General features: G+C 63.3%; 18 protein-coding genes and 1 tRNA gene. 7 read left to right on the top strand and 12 right to left on the bottom strand.

From position 1 onward, the window contains the following. Positions 1-5: 5 nt before the first annotated feature. On the top strand, positions 6-734 hold the full coding sequence (locus AACZ17_RS12235) for a hypothetical protein (RefSeq protein ID WP_290739830.1): 729 nt from the start codon (positions 6-8) through the stop codon (positions 732-734). A gap of 302 nt (positions 735-1036) precedes the next feature. Here the strand turns inward: AACZ17_RS12235 and AACZ17_RS12230 are convergent, their stop codons facing one another. Genes AACZ17_RS12230 through AACZ17_RS12215 form a run of 4 tightly spaced genes read right to left on the bottom strand, consistent with a single transcriptional unit; the run spans position 1037 to position 4073 of the window. Beyond that, positions 1037-1765 carry an SIMPL domain-containing protein gene (locus AACZ17_RS12230; protein ID WP_290739829.1) on the bottom strand — a complete coding sequence of 243 codons (729 nt, stop codon included), beginning with the start codon at positions 1763-1765 and terminating at the stop codon, positions 1037-1039. A 35-nt stretch (positions 1766-1800) separates the two neighbouring features. After that, entirely contained in the window at positions 1801-3129 is a 1329-nt protein-coding gene (locus tag AACZ17_RS12225; RefSeq protein WP_290739826.1) for an ATP-binding protein, read from the bottom strand. Further along, on the bottom strand, positions 3126-3809 hold the full coding sequence (locus AACZ17_RS12220) for a response regulator transcription factor (RefSeq protein ID WP_290739823.1): 684 nt from the start codon (positions 3807-3809) through the stop codon (positions 3126-3128). Before AACZ17_RS12220 ends, AACZ17_RS12225 begins: the two co-directional genes overlap by 4 nt. Before the next feature lie 3 nt (positions 3810-3812). After that, on the bottom strand, positions 3813-4073 hold the full coding sequence (locus tag AACZ17_RS12215) for a hypothetical protein (protein WP_290739820.1): 261 nt from the start codon (positions 4071-4073) through the stop codon (positions 3813-3815). A 249-nt stretch (positions 4074-4322) separates the two neighbouring features. Here AACZ17_RS12215 and AACZ17_RS12210 point away from each other — a divergent pair, with 249 nt between their 5' ends. Beyond that, the gene (locus AACZ17_RS12210; RefSeq protein WP_290739817.1) at positions 4323-4673 is read left to right on the top strand and encodes a hypothetical protein; all 351 of its coding nucleotides are present in this window, start codon (positions 4323-4325) and stop codon (positions 4671-4673) included. Between the two features lie 122 nt (positions 4674-4795). After that, entirely contained in the window at positions 4796-6100 is a 1305-nt protein-coding gene (locus AACZ17_RS12205) for an amidohydrolase (RefSeq protein ID WP_290739814.1), read from the top strand. A 32-nt stretch (positions 6101-6132) separates the two neighbouring features. On the opposite strand, the gene AACZ17_RS12200 is transcribed toward AACZ17_RS12205, so the two are convergent. After that, positions 6133-6996 carry an LLM class F420-dependent oxidoreductase gene (locus AACZ17_RS12200; protein WP_290739811.1) on the bottom strand — a complete coding sequence of 288 codons (864 nt, stop codon included), beginning with the start codon at positions 6994-6996 and terminating at the stop codon, positions 6133-6135. Positions 6997-7102: 106 nt separating this feature from the next. Next, positions 7103-9061 (bottom strand): NAD(P)/FAD-dependent oxidoreductase, encoded by a 1959-nt coding sequence (locus AACZ17_RS12195; RefSeq protein ID WP_290739808.1) that lies wholly within the window; start codon positions 9059-9061, stop codon positions 7103-7105. A gap of 159 nt (positions 9062-9220) precedes the next feature. On the opposite strand from AACZ17_RS12195, the gene AACZ17_RS12190 reads away from it, so the two are divergent. The 4 genes from AACZ17_RS12190 (at position 9221) to AACZ17_RS12175 (ending at position 14269) form a co-directional block, all read left to right on the top strand. Then, the gene (locus tag AACZ17_RS12190) at positions 9221-11257 is read left to right on the top strand and encodes a TonB-dependent receptor (RefSeq protein ID WP_290739805.1); all 2037 of its coding nucleotides are present in this window, start codon (positions 9221-9223) and stop codon (positions 11255-11257) included. 95 nt (positions 11258-11352) lie between these two features. Continuing rightward, positions 11353-11820 (top strand): Rid family detoxifying hydrolase, encoded by a 468-nt coding sequence (locus AACZ17_RS12185; protein ID WP_290739802.1) that lies wholly within the window; start codon positions 11353-11355, stop codon positions 11818-11820. Beyond that, a complete protein-coding gene (locus AACZ17_RS12180) occupies positions 11817-12881 on the top strand; it encodes a pectin acetylesterase-family hydrolase (protein ID WP_290739799.1) in 1065 nt (354 codons plus the stop codon). Before AACZ17_RS12185 ends, AACZ17_RS12180 begins: the two co-directional genes overlap by 4 nt. 83 nt (positions 12882-12964) lie before the next feature. Continuing rightward, positions 12965-14269 (top strand): malonyl-CoA decarboxylase, encoded by a 1305-nt coding sequence (locus tag AACZ17_RS12175; protein ID WP_290739797.1) that lies wholly within the window; start codon positions 12965-12967, stop codon positions 14267-14269. Positions 14270-14271: 2 nt separating this feature from the next. On the opposite strand, the gene secF is transcribed toward AACZ17_RS12175, so the two are convergent. From secF to pheT, 6 genes are all read right to left on the bottom strand, one after another. Then, on the bottom strand, positions 14272-15186 hold the full coding sequence (secF, locus tag AACZ17_RS12170) for a protein translocase subunit SecF (protein WP_290739794.1): 915 nt from the start codon (positions 15184-15186) through the stop codon (positions 14272-14274). Between the two features lie 97 nt (positions 15187-15283). Further along, on the bottom strand, positions 15284-15613 hold the full coding sequence (locus tag AACZ17_RS12165; RefSeq protein WP_290739792.1) for a hypothetical protein: 330 nt from the start codon (positions 15611-15613) through the stop codon (positions 15284-15286). Positions 15614-15996: 383 nt separating this feature from the next. Beyond that, a tRNA-Pro gene (locus tag AACZ17_RS12160) sits at positions 15997-16073 on the bottom strand. Between the two features lie 54 nt (positions 16074-16127). Further along, positions 16128-16490 (bottom strand): MerR family transcriptional regulator, encoded by a 363-nt coding sequence (locus AACZ17_RS12155; RefSeq protein WP_290739789.1) that lies wholly within the window; start codon positions 16488-16490, stop codon positions 16128-16130. Next, entirely contained in the window at positions 16468-16773 is a 306-nt protein-coding gene (ihfA, locus tag AACZ17_RS12150; protein WP_101521943.1) for an integration host factor subunit alpha, read from the bottom strand. The genes AACZ17_RS12155 and ihfA overlap by 23 nt, the downstream gene beginning before the upstream one ends. A gap of 5 nt (positions 16774-16778) precedes the next feature. Then, a complete protein-coding gene (gene pheT / locus AACZ17_RS12145; RefSeq protein WP_290739782.1) occupies positions 16779-19178 on the bottom strand; it encodes a phenylalanine--tRNA ligase subunit beta in 2400 nt (799 codons plus the stop codon). Positions 19179-19190 lie beyond the last annotated feature (12 nt).

Genomic DNA, 19190 nt, shown 5'->3' with positions numbered 1-19190 from the left:
GCAACATGACAGATCAGGACTGGGAAGTACTGTCAGCATACCTGGACGGCGAGCTGCCGCCCGCAGAACGCGCGGCCTGCGAGCGGCGTATGGCAGAGGATCCCGCCCTCGCGGCGAATCTGGAGGCGATGCGCGCACTGCAGGCACAATTGCGCGGGACACTGCATGCAGCGGCCGCACGGCAGTCCCTGCCTGAACAGGTGAGCGCACTGCTGGAGAACGCCCCGGTGCGGATCCAGACACAACCCCATCGCCTGCACCGGTTTGCCATCAACAACGCGCGCGGATTCGCCGTTGCCGCATCACTGGCGGCGGCTGCCGCATTGCTTCTGGTACCCCAATGGCAAGCCGAACAACAGGGTGACAGTGGCGCGGTGCTGTCCGCGGCGCTGGAAGCGCTGCCTTCGCGAGCCGACGGCTGGGAAACACTGGCCGATGGCAGCAAGTTGCGTCCGGTACTGAGCTTCCCCAACCATGAGGGCACCTGGTGCCGGGAATACCTCCTGGCCAACGAAGCGCAAACCATTCGCGGTGTTGCCTGCCGTGATGATGGGCACTGGGAAACCCGCGTAGCCGCAGTGCAAACTTCCCTGCAGGACGATGCGGCAGACGCCTACCGACCCGCCAGTGCAGCGGATAGCGACCCGGTCGCCGCCTTCGTGGAGAGCAATGCGAGTGGTGATGCGGCAAGTGCGAAAAGAGAAGCAGGGCTTATTACCAGAAGCTGGCAATAAACCCTGTAGTTCCAGGGCTGGGGGGCTAGCGTTCCCCATCCTGTCCTGAGGCGTTGAAACTCCCCTCCCCTTTACACCCAGCCGGTTGGTTAGCACCTTCTGTACGCTCAGGTTCAGCGGACCTTCAACGAAAATGGAGGCTGACGGGGAAGGCCGCGTGCCCCGGTGCTTGCGCATCCGGGGCACTACCCAAACGGCACTTCGCCGCCCCCTCAAAGTAGTGTTTCACTCCACTTTCAAACCTAAGACGTCTGGCAGCTGCCGCTTATTCCCTGCCAGGGGTAATTTTTTCCCCGCGCCCCTCACTGCTCCAGAGCCAGCACCACATTGACCGTCACCCGATAGCTGTTTTCGCCACCGGCAATGGGTACAGCACCGGCCTCGGCCATCACCGTGTCTGCTCTCGCCATCATCATCGGGCGGGGCTGGTAGGATTGCTCCGAGATATCGAGGATGGCACCCAGGCCCACGTTGGCCGCGGCGGCCAGGGTTCTGGCCCGAGCCAGGGCATCCTGCATTGCCGCCGTGCGGGCCGCCGTGATAGCGGCAGCCGGATCATCGTTGAGAAACTGGATGCCGCCACCCTGATTCACGCCCATCCGCACCGACATGTCTATAATCGCGCCCAGGCTCTCAAGCTGCCGCACACGCACGCTGAGCCCATTACTCACGGTGTAGCCGACGATGCGCGGTGTAGGGGGCTCGCCCTTGACCTGCGCTGGCTCATCGCGGTATCGCGGGTGAATGGCAAACTGTTCGGTTTGCAGGTCGCGCTCCTCGATACCCGCCTTGCGCATGGCCGCCAGCACATCCCGCATCGCCCTGGAGGTTTCCTCGAGGGCCTGTGCAGCCGTCGGCGCGTCCCGCGTCACCGCCAGGGACAACAGCGCCATATCCGGAGGCAGGGTTGCCACGCCTTCACCGGTGACGCGGATCTGCGGATAGGGCCGGTCCTCCGCTGCGACGACCGTGTACGTGAACAACAGCAGCAGGGCAAAGAGGCTCGGGATGCTGCGCGGCAGGTTTTTCATGATAGGTCTCCCTTCGTTTACGACGACTCTGGCCATCAGTCAAAGCGCAGGCGGACACGCGCGCCACCCTGGCCGCCGGAGTCAATGGCCAGGCTGCCCTGATAACTCGCGGCAATGTCTGCCGTGACCGACAGCCCAATGCCCTGCCCCTCACCGCGGCTGTCGGCACGAAAACCGCGCTGCAGAATAGCCCGACAGAGCGCCGGGGCGACGCCGGGGCCATCGTCCTCGACGATGATGTCCAGCGGATGTTCCTCGCCACCGGCAGCGCTGATACGAATACGTCGCTGCGCGTACTTGCAGGCATTGTCCATCAGATTGCCGAGCATCTCCATGAGATCGCGCTCATCGCCGCGGAAAGTGCAGCCCGCCTCCACCAGCAGCTGGATATCGAGGTCGCGGGTCGCATAGACCTTCAACAGGCTGCTGCGCAAGCGCTCCAGAACCGGTGCCACGGAAACGCGCTGCAGCAGACGGGCACCGCCGCCCGTCGCACGTTGCAACTGGTAACTCACGATCTCTTCCATGCGATTGGTCTGTTCCGAGACCACCTCGGGGTAGTCCCGAGCCTGCGGATCTGCTGTCCTGATCACCGCCAGTGGTGTTTTCAAACTGTGTGCAAGGTCGCCGAGGGTGCGCCGCACCCGTTCGCGTCGCTGTTGCTCACCCTGCAGGAGGGTATTGAGGTTGTGTGTGAGCACCTCCACCTCGCGTGGGTAGGGGCGCTGTAGCAGGGCCGTTTCACCGGCCTCCAGGCGTGCGATGTCAACCGCCAGCGCGCGCAGGGGGCGCAGGCCCCAGCCCAGAATCAGCAATTGACAGCCCAGCAGGGCGAGCGCGGAACCGCCTAGCCAGAGCAGCAGGCTGCGCCGGTACTGCGCCAGATCGGCCTCAATCGGCGCGGTGGTTTCAAGTACGGTGAAACGCAGAGGCACGTCCGACCCGGAGGCTGTCTCCCAGAGCACCTGTAGCGAAACCCGGAGCAGCCCATTCACCCGGGAGCTGGCAGTACCGCCCGGACGCAGTGGCGGCATGGCGAGGGGGATACGTCCGAGGTCCAGGCTCAGCGCGGAGCGCGACGACCACAGGAGAGTGCCGTCAGCGTCGCTGATCACGGCGTAGAACCCTGACCCAGGCTGCGCCAGACGCGGCTCCAGCAAATCAGCAGGCATTTCCAGCGCCGCGTCGAATTCTGCCTGTGCCAGCAGGTTGAGCAATTGCAGTTCCAGGCGCTCGGCCTGGGCGACCTCTATGCTGAGCCGATGGCTGCGCTCCAGGTACCAGCCAGTGGCCCCCAGAAACACGGGCAGCATCAGGGCGCTGGCAAGGGACAGGCGAGCCGCAAGCGACAGCCCCGATCTCACTCGGTCACCGGCACAAGCGCAAAGCGGTAGCCGGCGCCACGCACCGTTTCGATCGGCTGCAAGTGGCCCTGCGGATCCAGCTTGCGTCGCAGACGGCCCACAAAAACCTCGATAACATTGCTGTCGCGGTCGTGCTCCTGCTGATAGAGGTGTTCGGTGAGTTCCGTTTTCGAGACCACCGTACCCGCGCGATGCGCCAGGTAGGCAAGCGTGTTGTATTCAAACGCCGTCAGGTCCAGCACGGCGCCGTCAACGGTTACCGAGCGAGCACTGTAGTCAATGACGATGGCGCCATAGTCAACCCGCTCGGTGATGCGGCCGGCCACCCGTCGCAGCAGGGCGTTCACGCGCGCCTCCAGTTCCTCGAGATAGAACGGCTTGGTGACGTAATCGTCTGCACCGGCCTCCAGCCCCTGCACCTTCTCCTGCCAATCCGCCCTGGCGGTGAGGACGAGCACCGGGAAAGCCAGGCCCATGGCGCGCCAGCGCGCAATCAGTTCGATGCCGGGCACGTCGGGTAAACCGAGATCCACAATGGCCAGGTCACAGGGCAATTCACGAGCCAGATAGTCCGCCTCACTGCCCCCCGGGGCCTCGCCCACCACCCAGCCCAGGGCGCTGAAGTGCCCGACGAGCCGCTGTCGCAGGCGGACATCGTCTTCAACCACCAGCATGCGCAAGGCTCAACCCTTGACCGTTACAGTGATGACCCGACCGGAGTCGAGCAGCAGCTTCACCCGGTAGGCATTACCCTGGCGCGATACGTTCAAGACCTTGCCACCATGCTGTGCGCGGGCCTTGGCGGCCGCCTCGCGCGGGGTCATGGCGCTCTTCTGGGCGGCGGAACCCGCCGGCTGCGCCAGCACCGGCGTGGGCGCGCTCCAGCCTCCAGCGACTACCAGCAGGCATACCAGCAGCAGGAAAACCCGCAAACGATCACCCATACCTGTCCTCACACGCGATTCGAATCCGGCCGCGACATGCCGCCACAGGCAGGAGTGTGCCAGATGCCACACCCTCAGTGGTAGAGCCCATGCAGGGCGCAGCCGACGCCCGGGAAATATCCAGCATACCCACTGCAAGCTGAACCGTCGCTGAACGCGGGCCGTAAATGAGCCGACCGTTGTTCAGGCGTGGTTCAGGCACAGGTGTGCAGTATGGCAGCTGTAACACCGGCAACCTGGAGTCACAGTATGTACAAACACCTCGTTCTTCCCGCACTTGTCACGCTGTTGGCGGCTGCCCCCGCGGCGGCAGGCCCCGCGCACAGCCACGGAGTCATCACCTACTATCACAGTGCGGGTCATCCTGCGGCACTGCATCCCGTGCATCCACACTATCGGGTTCCCGCGCGCTGGCACCGGAACAAGCACTATCGTCAGCCCTGGTATGGGGCCAGACAGCGCCACGACATCGACCACCGCTACACCGTCGGTGCGTTCGTGCTGGGTTCCGCGCTCACCTACGGCCTGATGCATGAACATCAGGGCGCCAGCTGCCGCGAGCGCCACGAGCACCCTGCGCACTACGCACCACACCGGTAGGCGCTGGCAAGAAACAGGAGACCTTGGGGGCCAATCGGCCCCTTTTTTTGTCGGCGCACTTCCTTCAACCCGGAGGGCCATCAGGCTACACTCCAGTGCTGACAGTCACAGGAGATGCGCACATGCCCATAAAACCGACCTTTCTCGCGGCCGCGATGCTGCTCACAGCAAGCGTTGCACAGGCCGCCGACCGGGCGCAGCTGGATGCCGCCTACACGGCAGTCGAGCCGCGGGTCATTGCGTGGCGCCGCGACTTGCACCAGAACCCGGAGCTCTCCAACCGCGAGTTCCGTACCGCCGAGAAAGTGGCGGCACATTTGCGCGCGCTGAAATTCGATGCGGTCGAAACCGGGATTGCGCACACCGGTGTGGTCGGCACACTGAAGGGCGGCAAACCCGGACCCGTGATCGCACTGCGCGCCGACATGGATGGACTGCCCGTGCTGGAGCAGACCGGACTGCCCTTTGCCTCCACTGCCCGCGGCGAGTACATGGGCAAGGACGTGCCCGTGATGCACGCCTGCGGCCACGACGCCCACGTTGCCATGCTCATGGGTGCGGCGGAAGTGCTGGCGCAGCACCGCGACGAACTCGCCGGCACGGTCAAGTTCATCTTCCAGCCCGCCGAGGAAGGCGCGCCACCCGGTGAGGAGGGCGGTGCGGCGCTGATGGTCAAGGAGGGCATACTGAAGGGGCCGGATGCTCCGGAAGCCATTATCGGGCTGCACGTCTGGCCGGATGATTCCGGCTCTCTCGTATACCGCGGCGGCAGCTTCATGGCGGCGGCGGACAGTATCGAAATCACCATCACCGGACGCCAGACCCACGGCTCATCGCCGTGGCTGGGGGTTGACCCCATCTATGTAGCGGGCCAGGTGCTGAGCGCCCTGCAGGGCATTCCCGGGCGTCACATTGACATCACACGCGGGCCCGCCGTGCTCACTATCGGCAGTATCCAGGGCGGCGTACGGGGCAACATCATTCCCGACGAGGTGACCATGCTGGGCACGGTCAGGACCTTTGATCGGGGCGAGCGCGAACGGCTGCTGGAACGCCTGGATGCCACCGTCACCGCCATCGCCGAGGCGAACGGTGCCAGCGCAACGGTGGACGTCACCTACTCGACGCCGGTGACCGGCAATGATCCCCAGCTGCTGCGGCAGATGATGCCGACCCTGGTCCGCGCCGCGGGAGAAGACCGCGTATTTGAAGGCAGCCTGATTACCGGCGCCGAGGACTTCTCCTACTACCAGGAACACATTCCCGGCCTGTTCATCCTGCTCGGTGCCGGCGACCCCAGCGTGCCGCGCAGCGAGCGCCCCTCCAACCACTCCCCGTTCTTTACCGCACAGGAAGACGCCCTGATTGTCGGCGTGCGCACGCTGGTGGGGTTCGCCATGGACTACGCGGAACGCGGCGGCCTCTGAAAACCACTGACGCCCGGCGCGGCGACACCGCGTCAGGCGTTGATCTGCGGGATTAGTCCGGCGAATGTGTCAATCATCGGCATGATCTTCTCGGGCTGGTCCCACATGTCCACCGCGACGCCGACCACAACCCGCTCGACGCCGAGGTCGCGGTAGCGCTTCAGGGTGTCCAGATCGGGGGTAATCAGGGTCTGCAGGGTCACCGGGACAGCATCCGGGTTGCGGCCGTTCTCCGCGACCTGCTGCCGGAAGGCGCGCAAGCCCTCCTGCACATCGCCCATCGCCACGTCCACCGGCATCCACCCGTCTGCCCACTGTGCCGCATGCTTGACACCCAACGGCCCCATGGCGCCAAAGATGACCGGCGGACCACCCGCCTGCGCGGGTTTGGGGTTGCACCACACCGGATCGAAATCGATATAGTCACCGTGAAACTCGGGCTCTTCATCCCGCCACAGGGCGCGTGTCGCCATCACGGTTTCCCGCATCACGCCATAGCGTTTACCCCAGGGCTGCCGCGTACAATTGGTGAACTCTTCCTCGTTCCAGCCGACGCCGGTACCGATCATCAACCGGCCTCCACTCAACCGGTCGAGGCTGGCGATGGTCTTGGCCTGTGAGAACAGTTCCCGCTCCATGAGCAGGGCGATGCCCGTCCCCAGCTTCAGCGTGGAGGTCACGGACGCCGCCGCCATCAGCGTGATGTAGGGGTCACCCATCAGCTTGTAGGCCTCGGGCAACTCATCGCCTGCGGGGTAAGGCGTCTTGCGGGACACCGGTATATGGCTGTGCTCTCCGGTCCACAGCGACTCAAAGCCCCGCTCCTCGAGCGCCCGCGCCAGATCGCGCGGGTCCGGGTCGTGCGGGGTATTCATAAAACTGAAGCCCAGATGCATGGGGACTCTCCTTCCCTCTCGGTTATGGTTGCGCCATTGGCGGGCGCGTAGCTAATTCACCCGCGCCCGACAGAATACTGGAGCGCTGGCAGGCTGCACAGCCTTCTCAGCGCAGCAGGAAGTCATCCGGATTGGCGTGCCGGGTCATCTTCCAGTAGTCGATAATGCGAAACGGCAGGTTGGCGGTGACCCGCCCGGCGGCGTTCTTGTACCAGTTATCGACCAGCGGTGAGCCCCAGGCGGTCGCCGCGTTCACCGCATCAACCCGCTCGTTGTAGCGGTCGTGCACATCCTGACGACACTCCAGGCTGCGCAGGTCGTGCTCCAGCAGCAGGCGGATGCATTCGAGTATGTAGTGCACCTGGGACTCGGCGTTGTGTGCGATGCTGCCCGCCACGACGAGGTTGGTGTTCGGCCCGTAGATGCAGAAGAGGTTCGGAAAATTGGGCACCGTGATGCCCAGGTAGGCGCGGCCATTGGTCTCCGACCACTGCGCATTCAGCTGTACCCCGCCGCGCCCTGTGAACTGCATGGGGAACAGGAAGCGGTCAGCGTGAAAGCCTGTCGCGCAGACGATAGCGTCCACTGCGTGATGACGTCCGTCTTCGGTGACGATGCCCTGGCCATCGACACTGCGGATACCGGCGGTTACCACCTCGACGTTGTCGCGTTGCAGAGCAGCGAGGTAGGTGCCATTGTCCTGCAGGATGCGCTTGCCAAACGGGGGATAGGTTGGCAGCACCTTTGCCAGCAGTTCCGGGTCCCGGATCTGGGACTCGATCCAGGCCGTCAGGGCCTCCCGCATTTCGTCATTGGATGCACTCACCGAACGGGTACTGTTCCACTCCGGGTCCACCAGCGTCTTGCTGTACACGCCCTCAACCGAGGTGTAGAACAGCCAGAACCGGTACCACTTGGAATAGTACGGCAGCTTCTCCAGGGCCCAGCGCTGCCCGTGCCCCACCTCCGCGTGGTAGCCGGGGTTGGGAAACATCCACACTGGAGAGCGTTGCAGAGCCACCAGGTGCGACGCGGTGGCTGCCAGCTCGGGGATAATCTGGAAAGCGCTGGCACCCGAACCTATGACCGCCACGCGCTTGCCGGCGAGGTCCAGACCTTGCGGCCACGCCCCCGAGTGCACGACGGGGCCCCGGAAGTCGGAAAGACCGGGTATATCCGGCATTTTGGGCCGATTCAGTTGGCCCACCGCACTGATCACCGCACGCGCCTGCAGCACAGATTCCTCACCCTGCGCATCGCGTACATGCACCCGCCAGCGGGCAGTCTCATCATCGTAGTGGGCTGCCACAACGTCGGTGCTGAAGCGGATATGGGGTGTTACGCCGAAGCGGCGGGCACACTGGTCGAAATAGGCACGAATCTCATCTGCCAGCGGAAAATGACTGCTCCAGTCGTGATTGGGCGCAAACGAATAGCTGTAACTGTGGCCCGGGACATCAACGCGACAACCGGGGTACCGGTTCTCATACCAGGTACCGCCGACGCCGGGATTTTTCTCAATAATCGTGTAGGGAATCCCCGCCTCTGCCAGACGGATACCGGCAAGCACACCACCCATGCCGGCACCGATGACAACCACGGGGAAATCGGCCGCGCGCGCCTGCAGCACCGGATCGTCGAAGTGCAGGCCTCGCCGGTCCACACCATCAATCGCGACCTCCTCATCGATAAATTCGAGGTATTCCGGGTCGACGTCTGCACCGCACATGAAGCGGTACAGCGCCTGGATGGTGGCGTCTGTGAGCGGTTCCAGGGTAGCGCCGCGCGCCTGCCAGTCGGCGATCGCCGCCAGCGCCCGCTGGTGCAGATCCGCTACCTGAGCCGGCGTATATCCGCCCTCGAGCAGTTCCTCACCGGCCTCTGCGCCGGCAGCCACAACGTCCAGCGTGCGGGGTGTGGGCAGTTCCTGCAGCAACCGCGTATCGCCCGTCATATGCACGACAGACATGATCAGTGCCGCCGTATTGAGTTCTTTCAGGTACCCCGCAATGACCTCCGGGCTTTCTGTAATCGGCTGCAAAGCGGGTGTGGACTGCAACGACATGAGGTGCCACTCCGGGGAAACATTGGGGCACCATCATGCCTCGGCGGCAGCGCCCTGTCCTCCTTCATTTGGGTGAGGGGTGCGCCAATATGTCGCATACCACCGGGGGCCGCGGTTTCTATAATAGCGCCCCTGACATGGTTACCAGGACATTGGCTCATGCGATTCACCCGCAAACCGAACGCGCTGGCGACAGCTGTTATGCTGGCCAGCATCACGATGGTCGCACCCGCCCGGGGTCACGACCTCGCCATTGAACTCGTTGAGGTCACCGCGCGCGCCGAACCCACCGACGGTAACACGCTGCTCAGCGAGGCACCCATCACGCGCCCCACACATGACGCAGGCGAACTGTTGCGTTCAGTGACCGGCATGACCGCACTGCGCCGGGGCGGCCGCGGGTTCGACCCCATCATTCGCGGCCAGAGCCAGAGTAACCTCAACGTCATTGCCAACGGCGCCTACAGTTATGGTGCCTGCCCCGGACGTATGGACCCGCCCAGCACCTATGTGGGCGTCGACAGCTTTGACTCCGTATCGGTGATCAAGGGACACCGCTCGGTCATCTATGGCGCGGGGGGCAGCGGCGGCACCCTGATCTTCGAACACCTGCGCCCTGAACTGGGCAGCGACGGCATGACCGGCTCAGTGACCACCGGGTACACCGGCAACTCCGACCTCGGCAGCCTGGGCGGCGATTTCGCCCTCGGCAATGACCGGGCCTACCTGCGCGCGTTCGGCGCAATCCGCGAATCCGGGAATTATGAAGATGGCAACGGAGACCGCGTGGCCTCCGCCTTCGAGTCAACCAGCGCCGGGCTGGTGGCGGGTATCGACCTCTCCCCCGAGACCTACCTCGAGATCAGCCACGAGCAGGCCAGCGAAGACGACGTCTGGTATGCGGGCAACGGCATGGACGCGGTGTTTGCCGATTCCGCCAGCACCAGTGCCAAGTGGGTACAGCGGTCCGTGGGTGCTATCGAAACGCTGGAATTCACCGCCTACCTCAGTGACGTCGATCACCTGATGGACAACTACACCGTGCGCAACCGGTCGATGATGCCCAATGGCGCCGCAGCGCCGTCCAGCTCCACCACCTGGGGTGGTCGATTGCTCGCTACCCTGTCCTGGACGGAGGCGGAGCTGCGCACCGGCATCGATTATCGCGCCAACGATCGCCGCGCCGAGCTGTACATGGACATGGGCAAGGACGGCAGCTATGACATGCTGGTTGCGCGCATGTGGCCGGAGGCGCAGCAACGCCAGGCAGGCCTGTTCGCAGAAGCCGACTACCGCAGCAGTGCCATGGATACATTGCGGCTGGGCCTGCGAGTGGATCGCTTCGACTCCGAGGTGCGCGAGGCTGAGCTGAGCGCCGGCATGATGGGCAGTGCAACCCCGGTTCGCCTGTACGAGCAGTATTACGGGACAACCCAGACCCGCAACGACGATCACGGCGTGAGTGCAGTGCTGGGATGGGATCGCCGTCTGGACGATGCGCATCTGATGAGCGTGAACCTGAGCCGCTCCGTGCGTACGCCGGACAGCTCGGAACAGTGGATTGCGCGCAGCGCAAACGGCGATTTCTGGGTGGGCAACCCGACTCTGGACGCCGAAGTGCATCAACAGTTGGACCTCAGGCTCCTGCACGACAGCGGCCGCCTGAACTGGAGCATGAGCCTGTACGTGAATGAAGTCGATGACTATATCGAACGCTTCGCCGAGGGCAGCGCAGACCTGTATCGCAACATCGACGCCACATTGTTTGGTTCCGAACTGGATGCGGCCCTGCAGATTAACGAGCGCTGGCGCGCGCGGGTGGGCATCGCCTACACACGAGGCTACGGCGACAACGGCGATCTAGCCCAGATCGCACCGCTGGAAACACGACTGAATCTGGACTACCAGCAACGCGACTGGGCTCTGGGCCTCGAGTGGGTTGCCGCGGCCCGGCAGAACAACTTCGACCCTACGGTCGACGTCGATTCACCCACCGCGGGTTTTGGTGTATTGCACGCCTACGGCCACTGGAACCTGACAGGGCAGCTGTTGCTGGAGGCCGGTATCGAAAACCTGTTTGATCACGCCTACGCTTACCACGTCAACGCTGGCAACCTGGACCCGTTCAACCCCGATGCGGTGCGCGTCAACGAGCCCGGGCGCCAGGGCTGGGTGAAACTGCGCTATACCTTCTGAACCCCGGGCATGGCGCACTGGCTGTTTACTGCTCCGCGCAATCGGGCTACTGTCACTGTGACAGACAACCCCATTCCGGACCGAGGACACCCCCGATGCCTGCCAGCCTTCGCCACCTTGCCGCCAGCCTGCTGCTGGCGGCCACTCTGCCCAGCGCTAACGCCACCGATGTCGAACACCTGAATGGCAGCGGCTCACTGCCCCCGGACCTGCCCTTCTCCGAGGCGGTGAGGGTTGGCAACCTGTATTTTCTGTCGGGCCAGTTGGGCATCAAGCCCGGTACGATGGATTTGGCCGAGGGTGGCATAGAGGCCGAGGCCCGACAGACCATGGAGAATATCGCCGCGGTGTTGAAGGCCAACGGCCTCTCCATGAGCGACGTGGTGAAATGCACGGTGATGCTGGCCGACATGTCCGAGTGGGGCACCTTCAACGAGGTCTATCGCAGCTTCTTCACCCCGCCCTACCCGGCCCGCAGTGCCTTTGGCGCCAACGGACTGGGCCTCGGTGCCCGTGCAGAGGTCGAGTGCATTGCGGCTGATTCCGGCGCAGCCGCCCCGTGAGCCTGCCGTGCCGCATAACCCGCACATTGCTGGGTGGCGTATTTACCCTCATGTCATTGGCGGCCATCGCCGAGGACAACACCCCCTGGGAGACCATCCACCCGGGCGGTGCCACGCGCTGTGCGACCGGCACCCCCTTTAACCTTCATGTGCGCGAGGCGGACCCCAACAGGGTCATGATCTTCTTCAACGGCGGCGGGGCCTGCTGGGACGCAGACAGCTGCGATGTCACTGCACGCCCCACCTATCGTCCCTTTGCCACTGCCGAGGCGGGAAACGACCCCCGCAACTTTGACGGCGCTTTTGCGCTGGATAACGCGGAAAACCCGTTCCTGGAATGGTCGCAGATTTTTGTCTCCTACTGCACGGGGGACGTGCATCTCGGCACGCAGGACAGGGAGTACACGCGAGCGGACGGCAGTCGCTTCACCGTTGCCCACCAGGGCTGGGCCAACAGTAATGCGGCTCTGGAATACCTGTTCGAGAGGTTTCCGGAACCTGGGCAGGTAGTGGTGTCAGGGGGCAGCGCAGGCGCGCTGTCATCGCCGCTGTTCGCCGCTATCATCGCACGACACTACACACAGGCCCGCGTGATCCACTTCGCCGGCGGTGCGGGCGGCTATCGCCTGCCACCACCCGCCGCACTCTGGCGCCACTGGGGTGTCTTCGAGGCGTTTCCCGACTGGTACAACGCACCGGGAGAAACACCGGAAACCCTGACCATGCCGGATCTCTACCGGCTGGCCGCCGCTGCCGCGCCCACTGTCCGCTTCCACCTTTTCGACCACGCCTACGACGCGGTGCAGGAAGACTTCCTGCGCATGCTGGGCCACCATGCCGAGTTGCTGCCCGGCCTGGACGCCAACCTGGCTGAACTGCAGGCCGATCTCCCTGCGCTGCGCAGCTACGTCAGCCCGGGAGAATTCCACACCCTGCTGCGCTACAGCGAACTCTACACCCGGGAAACCGGCGGCGTGCGCGCCGTTGACTGGGTGAGGTCACTGATCAATGGCGGCGCCGTGGAGGACATACACTGCGCCGGGCCGGAGGGCTGCCGCTAGCCATCTGGCCGTCGATGTGTGTGTTGGCAACAGCAACCGGAAGGCGGTAGCATCCGCGGCTCACATGCCGACAGGAACACCCCATGGTTATCAACCGCTGGCTGAACTCAGTCGCCTCCGCGGGCAAGCACCTCCTGCGCCGCTCGACACGCGAGCGCCCCTCCATTGCATCACTGTGCAGTGAACTCTACTCAAACAAGGGTGAAGCGCTTGGCATTGCGCTAGCCGACGAAGTAGTGGAGGCCTATAACGGCCTAACCGGCGACGAAAAATCAGCGTTCTTCGATGTGCTGTTGCGCGACTACAGCCCCGACCCAGAGCTGATCAATCGCTGTGCCGAAGCCTACCGAGCGGCGCTCACACCCGAGGCCTACCGTGCCCTGGCGCGCGCTGTTGAATCACCGCGGCAAACCCTGTTCAGGCGCATCAACATGGCACCGACAGGCACCCGCACCGTGGTTAACATGCGGGAAGACCTGCTCGAGCGCCTGCCTGCTCATCCGGAACTGCGCATGGTGGATGATGACCTTCAGCACCTGCTCAGCTCCTGGTTCAACCCCGGCTTCCTGCAGTTGCGCACCATGGACTGGCAGACCCCGGCAGTGGTGCTGGAAAAGCTCATTGAGTATGAAGCCGTGCATGAAATGCAGGGCTGGGACGACCTGCGCCGGCGCCTGGACGCCAAGGACCGCCGCTGCTTCGGGTTTTTTCACCCCGCGCTGCCCGACGAGCCGCTCATTTTCGTGGAAGTGGCGCTGGTCACGGCCATCTCCAGTTCAGTGCAGACCATCCTCGCGCCCCACGAGGGCGTGGTGCCACAGCAGCGCATCAACACGGCCATCTTCTACTCCATCAGCAACTGCCAACCCGGCCTGCGTGGCATCAGCTTCGGCAACTTTTTGATCAAGCAGGTGGTAATGCGACTGAAGGACGAAATGCCACAACTCAACGAGTTCGCGACACTCTCACCGATTCCCGGCTTCCGCAAGTGGCTGACGTCGGTCCTGGCCAACGAGCAGCAGCCGCTGCTCTCAGCCGAGGACGCATCATTGCTCACCGCACTGGATACGCCACGCTGGCTCGAAGACAGCGCCCTGCAGGCACGCCTCAAGCCGCTGCTGATGCGACTCTGTGCCCGCTACCTGGTACAGGAAAAACGCGGCAGCTCGCCACTGGACCCGGTCGCGCGCTTCCACCTGGGCAACGGCGCCAGCGTGGCGCGGCTCAACTGGCTGGGGGACACGTCGGCAAAGGGATTGCGCCAATCGGCCGGGCTGCTTGTGAACTATGCCTACGACCTGGAGGAAGTTGAAGAGCACCACGAAGCGTTCCTCAACCGGGGCGAAATCGCCTGCGCCCCGGCGGTGAAAAAACTGCTCGCCAGCTGATATCAGGGGGCGAGCCCGTCCTGATCCGCGCCCTCGCGCACCGGCAGCATCAGATCCTCCTTGGTCACGCCCAGCATCAGCAGAATGTTGGAGGCCATGTAGATCGACGAGTAAGTGCCGACCGTAATGCCGACCAGCAGCGCCACCGCGAAGCCGAAAATCATGTCGCCACCGAAGATCGCCAGAGAGATCAACACCAGCACCGTGGTCAATGATGTCACCAGGGTACGCCCCAGTGTCTCCGTGATCGAGCGGTTGATGACCTCTGCGGGTGTCAGGCCGCGCAGCTTGCGAAAGTTCTCGCGGATACGGTCGTACACCACGATGGTGTCGTTAAGCGAGTAGCCGATAACTGCCAGCACCGCCGCCAGCACCGTGAGGTCAAACTCAAGGCCGGTCAATGAAAAGAACCCGATGGTAATGACAATGTCGTGTACCAGTGCAATCACGGCACTGACGGCAAACTTCAACTGAAAGCGGAAGGCGATGTACAGGGTAATCAGCCCCAGCGCCAGCAGCATCGCCAGTCCTCCCTGCTCACGCAGTTCGTCACCCACCTGCGGGCCGACGAACTCCGTGCGACGGAGTTCTACACCCCCATCCGCCGCATCGCGCAAAACGCTCAACACAGTCTCACCCGCCAGCTGCGAATGCCCCTGGGGCAGCCTGATCAGAACATCACGGTCGGTACCGAAAGCGACAACAGTGGCGCCCGGAAACCCACCCTGCTCCAACGTGCCGCGCACTGCGGCCAGGTTGGCACTTTCGGCGAAGTGCACCTCAACCAGCGTACCACCGGTAAAGTCCAGGCCCCAGGCGAGCTGCCGGCCAAAAAAAGACGCCACTGATACCAGCAGCAACACCGCGGAAACAGCCAGCGCCAGTTTGCGCCAGCCCATAAAATCAATTACCTGCATCGAAAGTTACCCGTCATAGACACACCTTGGATCGCGGCACCAGCCAACACCGGAGAATCCGGCATCACGCGCTTGCAGCGCCGCATTGGGCAGTGGATCAGACGAGCCCGGGGGGCCCCTGGGGAATCAGCGGATAGCGGGTAACATGAAGGCGTACCGCGGCCTCAGCCAGCGGCACAGTGTGCAGGACGTAATGGAAGATGGAAAAAGGGTGGGCGACCGACGCTGCATCGGGCACGACGTCGCCAGTGGTGTCGCCCACGGGCCGCTCGCCAGGCAGCGCCGACCCAAAGCTCGAGAGTGGCTCCAGTTTGCCCTCACCGGCGCCGGGAGATTGCCAGACAAGCAGGCAGGAGAGAATGACCCCGGACAGAAGCAGATACGCGCCACAACGGGCTATGCTGGCAATCCAAAGCGGGTTAGACACGGGGCAAAAGTGCACTCAATGCGCGAATAGCGCACGTTATACACGGCTCCGGACTGGACTGATAGCGGGAATTTTACCGATCAGGAGAGAGGCCCTGCGCACAGGGCCTCCGGGGGACGTGCACAGCCCGCCCAGCTACTGCCACCTGTCCTCACGGAAAGATAAGCTCCTGCAGCAGTGAGGGCTCCTGAACCTGGAGGTAGTGAGCACGGTTGCCGCTCTCGTCAGAGTTTTTTTAACCGCAGTGATCTTGCTCCGGGCGGCGTAGGGGTTTAGTGAAGATCGGCGCATCCCCCGTCAAGTGGGTAGAGCCCGAATTTCCCCCGAACACAAAAAACGACCCCGGAAGGTCGTTTGCAAGATGCAGATATTACAGTGCAAATTGGTCGGGACGGCAGGATTTGAACCTGCGACCACCACACCCCCAGTGTGGTGCGCTACCAGGCTGCGCTACGCCCCGAGAAGTCGCGAATGCGAGGCCGGCATTATACTGAATGAGCCCCTGATGACAAGCCTATTTGCCCGGCGCGAGCACCTTCAGCACATCTTCCAGCTCTTCGATGGTCTCCTTGATGACCGCCTGTATGTCCAGCTGCAGTGCATCGGGCTCTTCAGTGGTCATGCGTTGCCGCGCGCCGCCGATGGTGTAACCCTGGTCATACAGCAGGCTGCGGATCTGGCGGATGGTCAGCACATCCTCGCGCTGGTAGTAGCGACGGTTGCCGCGGCGTTTGACCGGTTTCAACTGGGGAAATTCCTGTTCCCAGTAACGCAGCACGTGCGGTTTCACCGCACACAGTTCGCTGACTTCCCCGATGGTGAAGTAGCGCTTGCCGGGGATGGCCGGCAGTTCGTTATTGTGACTCGGTTCCAGCATACTCTTCTACTCGCGCCTTCAACTTTTGCCCGGGACGGAAGGTGACCACCCGTCGCGCCGAAATCGGGATTTCCTCACCGGTCTTGGGGTTGCGACCAGGGCGCTGGCTCTTGTCGCGCAGGTCGAAATTCCCGAAGCCGGAAAGCTTTACCTGCTCGTTACCCTCCAGACTGGCGCGGATTTCCTCGAAAAACAGCTCCACGATCTCCTTGGCCTCTCGTTTGTTGAGCCCCAGCTCTTCAAACAGGCGTTCAGCCATTTCAGATTTGGTGAGAGCGGTCATCGTTGTTACAGCGCCTGGTTCCTGAGCTCAGCGTTATAGTTTTTTTCCAAAGAATCAATAACTTGATTCATGGACTGGTTAACCACATCGTCGCTTAGAGTGCGCGATTGATCCCTGAAAGTCAAACCAAATGCAAGGCTTTTTCTTTTAGGATCAATACCTTTGCCCTCATAGACATCAAACAACCTTAACTGACGCAGGTAAGCCCCTGCCGCCGCTCTCACATGCTGCATGAGTTCAGCGGCCGGTACCTCCTTGTCGACGATCACAGCAATATCACGGCGCACTTCAGGGAACCGTGACAGCTCGCTGAAGGCGGGCAGTTGCGCGCTCAGCAGCGCATCCAGATCCAGTTCACAGACCAGCACGGGGCCGCTGATATCCAGCGCCCCCAGCACATCCGGGTGCAGGGCACCGACAACCCCTACCTGCTTGCCATTGCGGCTGATGGCGGCTGTCTGTCCAGGGTGCAGCGCCGGGTGCGTCGCGGCGGCAAAGCTGAACTGCCCGGCACAGCGACCAAGCCCCAGCACACTCTCAACGTCGCCCTTCATGTCGTAGAAATCCGCTGCAACAGAGGCCACAGACCAGGACTCGTCGAAACGCCGGCCGCTGATCACCATGCCCAGCGATGGGGTCTGGCGCAGCCCTTGCAGGCCGTTGCCTTCCGAACCGGGCAAAAATCGCAGGCCGGTTTCGAACAGGCGCACGCGCGGCTGCTGGCGATGCACGCTGCGTTGCACGGCGCCGACCAGCCCCGGCAGCAGGCTGCTGCGCATCACGCCCATCTCGGCAGAGATGGGATTCTCCAGCGCGATGGGCATCACGTCGGGATCAAACAGCTGCTGCAACTTGCGGTCGACAAAGCTATAGGTAATCGCCTCGCGATAGCCGCGCGCAGCAAGGTGCCGACGCACGCTGCGCAGTGAGAGCTTCGCTTCCGGCTGCGCGGGAATCACCAGATCCGCCTGCACGTGACTGACCGGCAGGCGGTTGTAGCCGTATACCCGCGCCAGCTCCTCCAGCAGATCGGCCTCGATGCTGATGTCGAACCGCCAGCTCGGTATGCTACAGCGCCACCCGTCTTCCAGCGCCGATACGCCGAGGCCCAATCCCGTCAGGATACGTTCAACCTCGGCGTCGACAAGCTCAAAGCCGAGCAGACGGCGGATGCGCGCACGGCGCAGCACAACGTCAGGTCGCTCGGGCAAGTGCGCTTCGACTACCGTTTCTACCACCGGGCCCGCCTCACCTCCGACAACGTCGAGTATCAACTGCGTTGCGCGCTCCAGCGCACGACGCTGCAGGGCGAAATCGACACCGCGCTCGAAGCGGTGCGAGGAGTCGGTGTGCAAACCGTAGCGGCGTGCTTCCCCCGCCAGGTGGCCCGGTGCGAAAAAGGCTGACTCGAGAAACAGGTGCCTGGTGGCTTCGCCCACTGAACTGGGCTCACCACCCATGATGCCGGCCATGGCCAGGGGGCCGCGGTGGTCTGCAATCACCAACGTGTCGGGGCGCAGGTCAACAGTCTGGCCATCCAGCAGTTGCAGGGATTCGCCAGCGCGTGCGGTGCGCACCACAATACCCTCGTGCAGCGCGTCCAGATCGAAGGCATGCATCGGCTGGCCGAGTTCGAGCAGCACGTAGTTGGTGACATCCACCACCGCATCGATGCTGCGCAAACCGCAGCGGCGGAGTTTTTCCTGCAGCCAAAGCGGTGATGGCCGCGAGACATCCACGTTGCGAATGACGCGCCCGACATAGCGCGGGCAACGCTCTGGCGCCTCCAGGGTCACGGTGAGTGCATCGGTAATGGTCGCCGCTACCGGCTCGCAGGAAGCCGCCGCCACCGGCAGCTGGTTGAGCAGGCCCACTTCGCGGGCGATACCTGCGATGCCGAGGCAGTCTGCCCGATTCGGCGTGAGGCCGATTTCGATCAGGTGGTCGTCCAACTGCAGGTAGCCCCGCAGGTCCGCACCCACGGGCGCATCCACTGGCAGCTCCATCAGGCCTTCATTGGCATCAGACAGCCCGAGCTCGGCTTCCGCACACAACATACCGCGGGATTCCACACCCCGCAGTTTCGCTTTCTTGATCTTGAAATCGCCCGGGAGCACGGCACCCACACGGGCCAGCGGCACTTTGATGCCCGCGCGAGCGTTGGGTGCACCACAGACGATCTGTACCGTCTCACTTCCCGCATCGACGGTGCACACACGCAGTTTGTCGGCATCCGGATGCTGCACCGCTTGCAGGATTTCAGCCACCACCACATCGCTGAAATGCCCGGCCACCGGCTCTACGGCATCAACTTCCAGCCCGGCCATGGTGATCTGGTGCGCCAGCTCATCGGTGGAGAGCGCCGGGTCGACCCATTCACGGAGCCATTGTTCGCTGATTTTCACTGATTGTCTCTC

Origin of the sequence: uncultured Haliea sp. (genome assembly GCF_963973825.1) — a bacterium.
GTDB lineage: Bacteria > Pseudomonadota > Gammaproteobacteria > Pseudomonadales > Halieaceae > Haliea.
This window is presented reverse-complemented; position numbering and strand designations above follow the sequence as displayed.